A 12,112-nucleotide genomic window follows, 5' to 3' on the forward strand; every position below is an offset into this window, starting at 1 on the left:
GTTTCCTTTCACTAGCGTTTAGGCAAATGGATCAGCGTTCGATCGCCGCGGCGACGCGGCGCAGAATGTCGAGATAACCGTCAACGGACCAAGCCGACCGGCCTATGAACAGGCCATCGATATGCGCCTGTGCGATCAGTTCCTCGCAGTTTTGCGGATTGACGCTGCCGCCGTAGAGGACAGGCACCTGGCGGCCCAGAACCCCCATGGCAACATCGGCGATTTTGCCATGGCGCTCAGATGCGTAGTCTGCCGTGGCCGGAATGCCATTGACGCCGATCGCCCAGACGGGCTCGTAGGCAAGCAGGACTTGCGCGTCAGCCATGTCGGCTACAGGTGCCAGGGCCGCCTCAACCTGCTTTCGCAAGACCGCGTCGGCCAGCCCGGATTGGCGTTGGTGCAATGTCTCGCCGATGCAAATCAGGGGCGTCAGGCCATGGCGAACGGCGGCACCCACCTTGAAGCCGACGGTTTCGTCGGTTTCTCCGAAGTATTCCCGGCGTTCCGAGTGGCCAAGCTCCACCAGGTCTAGTTGGCAGTCCTTGAGCATCGGCGCGGAAACCTCGCCAGTCCAAGCACCGGCATCCTCCCAGTGCATGTTCTGCGCGCCAACTTTGACGGAGGTGCCCGAAAGAGCTCGCTTGACTTCGCGCACCGCTGTGAAGGCTGGGATGACGAACCGCTGTATCAGGGGATCGCTATCGCGATCAGCCTCCGCCAGGCGGCTGGCAAAAGCGAGTGCTTCCGCCAGGGTCTTGTTCATCTTGAAGCTTGTACCGACCCAAAAAGCCATTTCAGCTCGTCCTTCCGTCGCGGATCTGCGCGAAGTAGCCGTCCGTTCCGATCTGGCCGCCCTTGAGCGCGATCTGGAGCCCGTCCGCCGGCGGGTAGCTTCCGTGCGCCAGGCAAAGCGGTGAACCGGGTGTCTGAGGAAGCGGGAGGAGGGTGGTCAGCGCCTCCACCTTCAGCTGCCTTAGGGCGTGGCTTGACGTATCGCCGCCGGCGATGACCGCGCGAGAAAGTCCTTCGCGCTCGACCATCTGGCGCAGTATCGTACCTAGCGCTCGCCCAAGGGCGTGGCGGGCACCGGGTAGCCTGTCGATATCGCCGCCGACATCAGCCGCAGGGCCGAGGGCTGTATGGAGAATGACGCTCCGTCCCTCCTTGAGCCTCTCGACACCATTTCGGACGGCCGTGTCGATCGCGCGTTCGCCGTCCTCCGATACGAGTGCCAGAGGATCGAGCGCAATGTCTGCGAAGCCGTCTTCCTTCGCCTGTCTGATCTGACGTTCAGTCGTGGGCGACACGCTTCCGGAAACAACCGCGAGGCGGTCGACCGGGCCAACGTCGGGAAAATCCCAAGTTCCGGCAATGACGCCGCTTTGTCGCCAGGCATTGAGAAGCGCGTACTCTATTCCGGACGACCCAGCGAGGAAGCCCCCGAACTGCCCTGCCAGGCGAACGAGCTGGCGACCCGCGGCAGCTTGCGTCGCCTCCGAATCTACGTCGATGATAAGTATTCCGCCTGCCTCCGCGGCCAATCGGTCAATGCGCAGGTCGGCATCGGCCGACGCGATCGTTGCAAGGTCCGCCAGGGCAACAGGCAGTCGGGTCTGCTTGGACAAATGAACAGCCAGATCTGCCTCTCCCATAGGAGTGACCGGATGGCGGCTCATGACCGGGTGACGATCTATACGATAGACGCTGCCCTGGTAGGCGGCAAAAAGATTGCCGAACGCCGTGTACCGCTTCAGTTGCGGTGCGCCGACGACGACCGGCACGACGGTCTGCCCGAACGTTTCGCGTCCGATGTCGATGGCTTTTCCGATGCTCCCTGTCTCGGGACTGGAGTCGAACGTCGAGCAGACCTTGTAGTGACAGAAATTCGCCCGGAGCGACTTCAGCCATTCGAAGGCGGTGGTGAGGTGCGACTGCATCCATTCCGGCGTCTGGCTGCGGCTCGTCCCGGCAAGACCGATCGCCTTGCAGTCCTTGAAGCGCGCAATCATTTCGGGCGAGGGGATGTCGAGAAAGAGTGCGGTTGCAACACCGTGCGAGGCCAACGCCTCCATGACGTCGGTTGAACCGGTGAAGTCATCGCCATAATAGCTCACGAGGAGGTCTTCCATCGCGGTCAGGCGCCCTTTCCGTCGCTGAACTTGGCGATTGAGGCAGCCAATTCAGGATGGTCCTGTGCGTAGGTCTCGAGCGGGATGCCGGCCACCGCCGCCTGCCAGGCCTGCTGCACGGCGCGGACGCCGGAGGCCGGACCACCTGGATGGCTGACGATGCCACCGCCGCAAAGATAGAGGAGATCTGTGGTGCGGCCCGTTCGTTGATACGTCTCGGGCGCCTGGCCACCCCACTGGCCGGAACCGGCCACCGGCAGCGGGCAGTCCGAAGCATCAAAGAGCGGCGTACTGACAGCCTTGAACGACGAAACGAAACTCTCGTCCGGCTCCCAATATTTGACCCTGATGCCGTTGATCTGGAACTGGTCGACGCCGAGCAGGCGCCAAAATTGCTGGTAGACCCGGAAGTCCATGCCGGCGCCGGGATGCCGCGTGAGCACGTCCCAACCGTTGCGGTGGGCATGCAGCACGAGATCTGACCGCTTTCGCAGGAAGCTCATGCCGCCGAAACCGATCGAATTGATGTTGACGACGGCGCAGTTGCCGCCGGCCTTGGCGACGATGTCGTGATTGCGCATCATTTCGTCGGGGTCGGCGTGCGAGATGCCGAAGGCATACATCACCTTCCTGCCGGTTCTTTGCTCGTGATCGAGAATCCGCGGCATGATGGCAGCGACTCGTTCCTTGAGCGGCGAATAGGCCGGGCTCATGAGCTTCTCGTCGTCCTTGATGAAATCGACACCAGATTCGATGAGTTCGCCGACGAGTTCTGCGGTTTCGTGCGGACGAAGTCCGAGCGCCGGTTTGACGATCGTTCCAATGATCGGGCGCCCTTCGACACCGGTCAGGCGGCGGCTGCCGGGAATGCCGAATTGCGGTCCGGGATGTGCTGCTCTGAAGGCTTCAGGCAGCTTCATGTCCACGATACGGATGCCGGTCATGCCCTTGATCGAATAGACGCCGCCGATCGCGATGGTCATCAGGGCCGACAGATCGGTTCCGATCGCATCGAGGGGAAAGGCGATGTCGACGTCGGCGCGACCAAGGCGCGTGCCGGGGGCAGCCTCGGGCCAGGTCGGCTGGGTGCTGTCATCAAGAGGGCGGATCGCCAGCACGCGCGCGGCGACACGCGACTTCAGTTCCTCGGTCTCTCCCGGGACCGGAACGAAGGTTCCCGTCGACTGATCGCTTGCGATCTTGTCCGCCATGGCCTCCATACTGCCAGGGGTCTCGATGCGGTAAGTCAGCGTGATCATCATGAAGTGCCAGTTGCTCCTCTCGCCAGATCAATTTGTCATGGCGTCAACTCGTGATCTGGTATAATGAGCATTCCATATGATGGGAAGCGAAATTTTACAAACGGAAATTGGGGGCGCTTTGCGCAAAGCGCGGAAAGTAGTAGGAGGAGGTGATACTTGAGTCAGCGAGAGCTTATGAGCCAACCCATCGAACAGATCGTACGTCGGAAGCTGTCCGACGAGGTCTTTGATCGACTAGAGCGGATGATCACGTCGGGCGAGTTGCAGCCGGGCGACGAGATGCCTTCCGAGCGTGTTCTAATGGAGCGCTTTGGGGTTGGCCGACCGGCCATCCGTGAGGCCATGCAGTCGCTTGCCAACAAGGGGCTGGTCAACATTTCGCACGGAGAACGCGCGAGGGTTCTGAAGCTTACGGCCAGGTCCATATTTCAGCAGGTCGACCTGACGGCGAAGATCATGCTCTCGCAGTCGTCGGACTCGCTTGAGCATCTCAAGAGCGCGCGGATATTCTTCGAGCGAGGCATGGCACGCGAAGCCGCACAACGGGCCTCGGCGACAGACATCAGCGATCTTAGGGAGATCATAGAGCGCCAGCGCGACTGCCTTGGTCATGCCGAGGAGTTCATAAATGCTGACATGGGCTTCCACACCCGCATCGCGCAGATTTCCGGCAATCCGATCTATGTCGCTGTCAGCGAAGCGATGCTTGCTTGGCTGAAGGAATACCACACGGAAATGCTGATCTGGACGGGCAAGGAGAAGTTCACCTTGGCTGAACACGAGGAAATCGTGAATCGCCTGGAGGCCAATGATATCGACGGGTCGGAAACCGCGATCCTCAAGCACCTCGAACGCTCGAGCGCCCTCTACGCAAAGTGAGGTTTTGCAGAGCCGCTATACTCGCAGACCTCTCCCGCGACCTCACATTGCCGACCAATCGCCTTGTGCCGATAGTTGATCGCGGTCCTACCTTTGAGCGCAAAGACCTTCTCCGCCGCGATAAGGGGCATGAGCCTTACGAGTAGTGCGACTTGCGCGGTGTCCCAGAGGTAGGTAGTGACGGTAGCCGTGCTCGCCGATTATCCGCGCGCCACATGCAATCCTCAAGCTCTCGGCTGACACAGAACTTGACCGTAAATCAAAACGGTCATTTGCGTTTTGCGGCCATGATGATGCCTCGAGCAAGAGGCGCGATGACGAGCACTCGCTTGGCCCTGCTCGTTCCCGGCCAGAAACCTATTGACTATTCAGAACATATCATGAACATGCGCCTTCATGCCCAGGCGCAAAGGCGAGCTCACTCCTGCAGAAATCGACCGGACGTATCCACACCAGATAGCGCTGTTTGCCGAGCTGTTCCTCGGTAAACTCGAGCAGGCGGCGGTCTGCCACGCAAACCATCTGCCGGCGCGGACATCAGGTCGAAGGCGAGGATCGGAATTACAATGTCTTTTGCTTCACTGCAAAGCCGCGCGCGGAGCGTTTCATGCAGGAATTTGGCGGCGAGCCGTTCGATCGGCGCGACAGGGGAGGGCGCAAACTGGATGAGTGGTTTAACGCCAAGCTACGCTATGGAAGTGATCTACTACGCGACGAGCACACGTTGCTCCATTTCTTATTAGGCGCAGGCATTCTCTACGCGTCTTCTGAGTTCAGAGCCACCTGCATCGCAACACGGTTAATCGAAACCGGTGGACAAAGACCGCAGCTGGCTACCCGCTGAAAGTGGGGGCGTTAAAGTGAACCAATAAGCAACAGACCGAAGACGTGCCATGACATCGTTCAGATTCATTCATGCCGCCGACCTGCATTTGGGCAGTCCCTTCAAGGGGCTGTCGGTAAAGGATGAGCAGCTCGCCGCGCTCTTTTCGAGTGCGACCAGACAGGCGGTAACGCTGCTCGTCAGCCGTGCGGTCGAACTCGCTGTCGACTTCGTCGTCATTGCGGGAGACATCTATGACGGGGACTGGAAGGACAACAAGGTCGGTCTGTTCTTCAATCGTGAAATGGGTCGGCTGCAGCGGGCGGGCATTCCAGTCTACCTGATACGTGGAAACCACGATGCTGCGAGCGTGATCACCAAGACGATCACACTACCCGACAACGTGCACGAATTTGCAACGAGCAAGCCTTCCACCTTCCTCATCGACGAGAAGAAGGTCGCCCTCCATGGACAGGGTTTTACGGACCGGGCGGCATACGAAAATCTGGCAATCGGGTATCCTTCGGCAATTGCAGGCTGGTACAACATAGGAGTTCTGCACACCTCAATGACTGGGCGCGAGGGGCACGAGGCCTATGCGCCGTGCTCGGTCGACGATCTGCGATCGCGTGCTTACGACTATTGGGCGCTTGGCCATGTTCATGAATTTGAAATAGTCGCATCCGACCCTCTGGTTGTCTTCCCAGGCAATCTCCAGGGTCGAAGCATCCGTGAGCAAGGCGCAAAGGGTGCAGTACTCGTTACTGTCGATGATGGCATCGCGACCGTTGATCGCCTTATCGTGGACAGCGCCCGATTCATCTCAATCGGTATCGACGTTAGCGAAGGCGATCTCGATGTCGATGTATTGAAGCGGATCGAGGAAGAAGCGATTCGGTTGTCGGCGGAATTCGACGGCAGGCCAGTCGCGGCACGCATCCGGATTTCTGGGGCCTGTGCCTTCTACGACGACCTGGCGCGTGATCGAGCGCAGTGGCAGGATGAGGTACTCGCGGCCTGCCAGCGGGCGTACAGTGACATCTGGATCGAGAAACTTGAGCTACGGCTCTCCTCCTCGGTGCCCGTCGCGGCGACCCCCTTTGCAGGAATTGAGCTTTTCAGGGCGTTAGAGGATCATGGGGACGATGCTATCCATGTCGATGAGATCCTGATGGAGATCTTGCCGAAGATGCCCGGAGGTCTCGCTACCAACGACAGCCCGCTTGGCCTGACAAATGTCGAACTGGTGAAGGAGGCACGTGAGCTGCTTCTGGCACGAATGGCGACGGCAGGCTGAATCATGCGCTTCGATCGGCTTGATCTTCTCCGATACGGCTCACTTTCGGACCGATCCATCCCATTTCGGCCGGATGCAAAGTTGCACATCGTTTATGGACCGAATGAGGCGGGCAAGTCCACCTTGCTCCGTGCCCTGTCTGATCTCCTGTTCGGCTTTCAGAACGAAGTTGCCGGATTGCACAAGTTCGAGCCATCCATCCTCAGGGTCGGCGCGAGCCTAACGCGACGTGACGGCGCATCGATCGATTTCCGGCGCCGTAAGGGTCGCAAGGCAACATTGGTCTCCAATTCGGAACAAGAGGTGCCTCTCGCTGACGATATCCTTTCTCCCTTTATTGGCGGGGTGAACCGATCAGTCTTTGAAAAGGCTTTCGGAATGGATTCTGCCAGGCTCCGCCACGGGGGAGAAGAGATGGCGACGGGAGATGGCGAGATCGGCCGCCTCCTGTTCTCGGCCGCTTCCGGACTGACGGGGCTCACCCAGCTGCGCAAGAACTTGGACGGTGAGGCTGACGCGATCTTCTCTCAGCGAAAGTCGAAGGACCGGACCTTTTATCAGGCGCTCGATCGTCACGAGGCTGCGCGGCAGTCCGAGAAAGTTCATGAGCTCCGTTCGCCCGACTGGAAGCGCCTCTCTGATGAAATCCGTGAGGTCGAGCGCCAGTTGGAAGAGCTAGGGCACGCGCGCCTGCGAACGAAAACGCGTCTTGATCTTCTACAGAACCTACGCACGCTCGAACCGCTTCTTTCCGATGTCGATATACAGTTGGCCGGACTGGCGGAATTTGACGAGATCGCCGCAGTGCCGAATGAGATCGAGCCGCAGCTCGAAAACCAGCTGGCGCGTCTCCATGAACTCGCCGCGCGAGAAGCTGCTTCCCTTGCGACGAGCGAGCGCATTCGGGACGAGTTTGAGGCACTGCAGCTCGACCCTGCTGTTTTGAACCAGCGAGACCTGATCCACGAGCTTCTCACGGAGAAGGTGGCGTACTCTCAAGCGAAGGCCGATTTCTCGAGAGTCCGGGCAGAGGTAGCGGATTTCGATCTTGAGCTTGCTGGCCTTGGTCGAAGGGCAGGGCACCGGGGTTCGGTCGAGACGCTCATCCAGACACAGCCAGCTGATGCTCAAATCAATCGTCTCAATAGTCTTATCCGCGATGGAAACGAGCTGAAACGCGCCGAGACGAGCCTACGGCAGCGCCTGGAAGACCAGACCTCGGAATTCAGCCGTATGCAACGAACCGAAAGCGGTGGTACGCTTCAAGATGTCGGGCCCCTACAGGAACGTCTTGGTGCCCTCCAGCCAGATATCCGATCGCTCGAACGGATTGACGAAATTGATACCGCGCTAGCAAGGGCACGCCAGGATATCGGCGAAGCGAAGGCTCGCCTGGCTCCTCCAGTCCAGGATCTCGAAGCGCTTCTGAAGCTCCCACTTCCGGACGAAGTTGAATTGGAGAAACACCGCCCGAATCTTGTAGCAGCTTCCGACCGTGTGAAACGTGCCCAGGAAAAGCGGACAGAGCGCCGCTTGGAGCGTGAAGACATAGTGCAGCTGATTTCGGACCTCGAAGATGATCGGCAACTCATTACCCGTTCGATGATCGAAGAAGCGAGGGCTGTTCGCGATGCGGCCATTCAAGGACTTCAGTGTGGTAATCTCTGGGACGGCGCGTTGCCGGTGCTCGTTCGCGAGGCGGACAAACTGTCGGACGGTGCACTTTCGCAAGCTGAAAGAACCGCCCGCCACTCGGCGCTGACGCTGAGATTGGCTCGACTTGATGGTGACATTGGCACCTGTGATATCGAACTCGAGGCCGCACGGGATCACCAGGAAGGTGTATTGGCCGCATTCTCGGGACTTTTCGATCATGCAGGAATTCCGGTTCTCGATATAGACCAAATGGGCAAATGGCTCCGCGGCATAAATGCCATCGCCAAGAGGCGCGAGAACGTCCGGGACCTGGAAGATCAGCTGCGCATTGTTCAAAGCCGGAATGTCCAAGTTACATCTGAACTTGCGAGCATTGCAGCAGCCATCGGGCTCGAAGCAAAGCTTGCCGGTCCGCTTTCCTCGAACGTCAGGCTCGTGGAGACAAAGCTGGCCGAACTGGCAAAGGCCTGGGATGAGCGGCGTATCGTCCGCGCCCGGCAGGCGGCGCTGGAGAGCGACATCGCTGACGGTGAGCGCAAGATCGCTATCTTGGCTACGGAAGTTGATGAGTGGCGGTCGCAATTTGCTGAAACATGCGTTGCTTTCGGGCTTGATGGTGCTCCAACCTTGGAGATGGCTGAAGCTGCAATCCAGGTCTGGAAGGAAATCCCACGCTGTTACGCCGAAAGACAGAACAGACAGCGCCGTGTCGACGGCATGGCACGTAACATCGATCAATTCGAGGAGAAGCTGTCGGGCGTCTGCAAATCGATCGGTGATGATCTTTCCAAACTCGCTCCGTTACTCGCTGTCGATACCTTGCACAAACGAATGACCGAGGCACAATCCGCCGAGGATCGTAATCGACATCTCGCTACAACCCGAGAACGAGTGTCCGCTGATCTTCAGCAGATAGCCGAAGAAAGCCAGTCGATCAGTCAGGATGTGGCTGCTCAGTTGGCTCGTCTGAATGTCCGGATAGACGGCAGGACACTTCTCGAGCGTCTCGGAAGGCGTCGTGCCGTGGTCGAGAAGCTTGACGACAGTCGGCGGAGGCTGTCGCTGCATTCCAGGGGCATTAGCGAAGACGACATCCGGATAAAACTTTACGATTTCGATCGAGTCGCCGCCGATTTGGAGATCGAGACGCTTGCGGCCGAGGATACCCAACAGTTCGACATGTTCGGCAAGCTCAAGGGAAGACTCGCTGAGCTGGCATCGACAAAAGAGGCGCTCGAGACCGGACTGAGCGCGGAGCAGGCTGCTTTCGACAAAGCATCTGCGGAACAAGAGACACAGGATCTGGCACGGCAGTGGGCAGTTCTGAGGCTCGCCTCGAAACTGCTATCAACCTCTTTGGAACGCTACAGGGAGTCACAGGCAGATCCGCTGCTCGCACGGGCAAGCGATTACTTTTCGACCTTGACGAACGGCTCCTTTGTTCGCTTGGTGCAGGAATTCGACGATCACGATGCGATAAGGCTCAAAGCAGAACGATCCGACGGCGAGCGGCTTCCGACGAAAGCCCTCAGCGAAGGGTCCGCAGATCAGCTTTACCTAGCCTTCCGCCTAGCGTTCATCGAGGACTTCTGCAGTCGCAACGAGCCGCTTCCTTTCATAACAGACGATGTATTTCAGTCGTTCGATGACGAGCGCAAGGCATCCGGGTTGAAAACTCTGGCGTCCGGAGGACGGGCGTTCCAGCCGATCTTGTTCACGCACGAGGGCAAGATTGTCGAAATCGCGAATGACTTGCTGCGGGGTGATGTTGATGTCATCAGCTTCGATCGCGTCGCGTCGAGCCTGACAGACGCGTCGAGATGAAGCGCTGCAATCCAGAACCCCGGTCAGAACCCGAAATCGTTCAGATCTTCGAGGTTCGCGCTATTTCACTTCGCCTGACATTCAGCCCCTTTTGAAAAACTAGCTAGCCCCGGGGAGGCTTGGGAACCTGCATTTTATTGCAAAGCTTCCGACTACGACGTCGGAGATGCCATGCTTATTAGCGATCTCGCTGGTCGGGCGTTCCCATACCTATGCGAAGAGCTCCTCTCTCGACAGGTCGCGTCTTGCCATCGGAAGACCTCCAAGCAGCTGTCAGCCTGCGACGTTTGCCTTGCCACAGATGGCAGCACACCGTTCGAGCAACTCGTGGAACGTCTCGGCGTCATCGAGAAGGAGACCGTCCTCCACCATCCTGGAGTAGTCTTCTTCGAGGGCTTTCCGTCCCTCGCCGACCGGCGTCAGCACCAGGTTGCCGTTTACCGCCGCCTCGTAGTCAATTGGCGATCGATCGGCGGCTTTCTCCGCGAAGAACATCGATTTATGCGTGGCGACGGCGGTTGCTAGCCCGCGGTCGGAAATTGCTCTGTCGGCCAGACCAATGTCGTCAAGGCGCACGATGTCGTGCCAATGGCGCGAAAAGCGCTCGCCTCGGAGCCGCTGCTGTAGGCAAAAGACATGGATCGCGGTGGCCTTTTCCCAGAACGTCCGTTCGGCGTGCATTACCCTCGGGTTGGCCTTCGGAAAGTCGACTCCCTCAACGAGGCCGACCGCATCGCAAGTGACCTCTCGCAGGCTGGCCGGCTCGCCCGTCGACCGGGCTCCAAACTCCAGCATCACACTGGGTGCGACATAACCAGATCCCAAGCCGATGGCCTGGTAGTCGATATAGAGCCTGTCGGCCTCGACACGGACCTCCGCTGGAAGCGATTGGTTCTCTAGCTCAGCGGCGATGATTGGTGCAACTGTGTCGCTCACCCACATCGGTAGTCGCCGTCGCACCTCGCTCGACCATCGCTTCTCTTCGCTCCGGGTTTTCGGGAGCGCTTCTTCGCTGTCCCCGACAAGATCAGGGGCAAGCGCGCGGATGTCGTATGTGAGGTCGACGTCTTCCGAGAATCGTCGAATGGCGCCGTAGGCCTTCGAGAGCGAAGTCCCGCCTTTGAAGACAAGGCTCTTACCGAGCGCCGTGGCGTAGAGTGTTCGAAGCGACCAGACGACCCAGACGTCCTTTTCGAGCAAGTGGACTGGACGCTTCGATCGATCTGACGCAATTGCGAGAACCTCTCGCTTGTCCTCGGATGAGAGCTTGAGGAAGTGATCAGCCATGCGCTGCCTTTCCGACGCTTCGCGCGAGCCAGGTCGGAAACTGGGGTGCTGCAGCAACAAGCTCGTTGAACGCCTCGGGGGGCAGTTTCCGCTTGATGCTTGAAAGAGCATCCTCCGCTCGCTCCGGCCCCAGCCAGGCGAGTGCGCGTACAGCGACGCCGGCCGGCCGGCTAGCGAGCGACAACTGCCAGCGAGGGACGTGCTTGAGCTCGACCTTTTGGCTTCCGACATTCATCGTCCGGCTGCGGCCAGAGGTCAGGTAGATGGAGCGAACCGGAACCTGCGTCGTGAGCCCAAGGGCATTGGCCGCCGCCGCTCCATTCGAAACGATGACCTCGCCACGTTGATGTGCGATTGCCTCGACCGCTTGCTCGACGGTCGGCGGCCTGCTTCCGAACCGGCTTTTGATCGCCTTCATATAAATACCACGCCCAGCCCTGATCAGTTCGCCACGCTCATGCAGGCGCGACAAAGCCTGGTCCACTGCGGCCCGGTTTCCGAGATGCAGGAGGCTTTTTGCGGACAGGGCCGTACCCTCCGGCAATTGCTCGGCATAAGCAAGAATTTGAGATGTCAGTCGTTGCATGGTACTTCTCCTGTCAGAAATATATTCGACTTTCTGACACTCTTCAAGTTAGCCGATCAATGCATTTTACGCCTGGCATGTCGCGGCGGCACGCGCGCCTGTCGCCGCGCTGATCGGCGCACGGCAGGTAGGCACGACCACGTTAGCCCGAAAAATTTCGGATCGAGCGAAAGGCACACTGTATCTGGACCTGGACCTGGAACGCATAGCGGATCGCCGCAAACTGGAAGATGCCGCGGCATTCCTCCAAGCCCAGGTTGGCCATTTGACAGTTCTTGATTAGGTGTAGCGGTTGCCTGACCTCTTTACGGAATTGCGCCGGATCGTTGATGATCGGCGCGCCGGCGGCGAGCGGTCTAGGCAATTTCT

10 protein-coding genes are annotated in these 12,112 nt (G+C 59.1%); 5 read left to right on the plus strand and 5 right to left on the minus strand.

The features are described 5' to 3' along the window. Positions 1–31 precede the first annotated feature (31 nt). The 3 genes from C934_RS0124840 to oiaX are packed head-to-tail and all read right to left on the minus strand — an operon-like array spanning position 32 to position 3,391. Positions 32–793, minus strand: a complete 762-nt coding sequence (locus C934_RS0124840) for a triose-phosphate isomerase (protein WP_018859269.1) — start codon at positions 791–793, stop codon at positions 32–34. A 1-nt stretch (position 794) separates the two neighbouring features. Then, positions 795–2,129 carry a four-carbon acid sugar kinase family protein gene (locus tag C934_RS0124845; protein WP_018859270.1) on the minus strand — a complete coding sequence of 445 codons (1,335 nt, stop codon included), beginning with the start codon at positions 2,127–2,129 and terminating at the stop codon, positions 795–797. Between the two features lie 5 nt (positions 2,130–2,134). Continuing rightward, positions 2,135–3,391, minus strand: coding sequence for a 3-oxo-isoapionate-4-phosphate decarboxylase OiaX (gene oiaX, locus C934_RS0124850; RefSeq protein WP_018859271.1), 1,257 nt, complete (start codon positions 3,389–3,391; stop codon positions 2,135–2,137). Positions 3,392–3,565: 174 nt separating this feature from the next. Here oiaX and C934_RS0124855 point away from each other — a divergent pair, with 174 nt between their 5' ends. The 4 genes from C934_RS0124855 (at position 3,566) to C934_RS0124870 (ending at position 9,870) form a co-directional block, all read left to right on the plus strand. Further along, positions 3,566–4,270, plus strand: a complete 705-nt coding sequence (locus tag C934_RS0124855) for a transcriptional regulator NanR (RefSeq protein ID WP_018859272.1) — start codon at positions 3,566–3,568, stop codon at positions 4,268–4,270. 607 nt (positions 4,271–4,877) lie between these two features. Further along, positions 4,878–5,114 carry a hypothetical protein gene (locus C934_RS35280; RefSeq protein WP_018859273.1) on the plus strand — a complete coding sequence of 79 codons (237 nt, stop codon included), beginning with the start codon at positions 4,878–4,880 and terminating at the stop codon, positions 5,112–5,114. Positions 5,115–5,163: 49 nt separating this feature from the next. Beyond that, positions 5,164–6,390, plus strand: a complete 1,227-nt coding sequence (locus C934_RS0124865; RefSeq protein WP_018859274.1) for a metallophosphoesterase family protein — start codon at positions 5,164–5,166, stop codon at positions 6,388–6,390. Positions 6,391–6,393: 3 nt separating this feature from the next. Then, positions 6,394–9,870 (plus strand): ATP-binding protein, encoded by a 3,477-nt coding sequence (locus C934_RS0124870; protein ID WP_018859275.1) that lies wholly within the window; start codon positions 6,394–6,396, stop codon positions 9,868–9,870. A gap of 273 nt (positions 9,871–10,143) precedes the next feature. On the opposite strand, the gene C934_RS0124875 is transcribed toward C934_RS0124870, so the two are convergent. Together C934_RS0124875 and C934_RS0124880 are read right to left on the minus strand one after the other, a co-directional pair. Continuing rightward, positions 10,144–11,157 carry a nucleotidyl transferase AbiEii/AbiGii toxin family protein gene (locus tag C934_RS0124875; RefSeq protein ID WP_018859276.1) on the minus strand — a complete coding sequence of 338 codons (1,014 nt, stop codon included), beginning with the start codon at positions 11,155–11,157 and terminating at the stop codon, positions 10,144–10,146. Continuing rightward, complete coding sequence (locus C934_RS0124880) at positions 11,150–11,743, minus strand: DUF6088 family protein (protein WP_018859277.1); 594 nt, start codon at positions 11,741–11,743, stop codon at positions 11,150–11,152. The genes C934_RS0124875 and C934_RS0124880 overlap by 8 nt, the downstream gene beginning before the upstream one ends. A gap of 154 nt (positions 11,744–11,897) precedes the next feature. Between C934_RS0124880 and C934_RS36505 the strand changes: the two genes are divergently transcribed. Then, positions 11,898–12,026 carry a hypothetical protein gene (locus C934_RS36505; RefSeq protein WP_442965933.1) on the plus strand — a complete coding sequence of 43 codons (129 nt, stop codon included), beginning with the start codon at positions 11,898–11,900 and terminating at the stop codon, positions 12,024–12,026. The last annotated feature ends 86 nt before the right edge of the window (positions 12,027–12,112 follow it).

The organism is Rhizobium sp. 42MFCr.1 (assembly GCF_000377185.1).
Classification (GTDB): Bacteria; Pseudomonadota; Alphaproteobacteria; order Rhizobiales; family Rhizobiaceae; genus Rhizobium; species Rhizobium altiplani.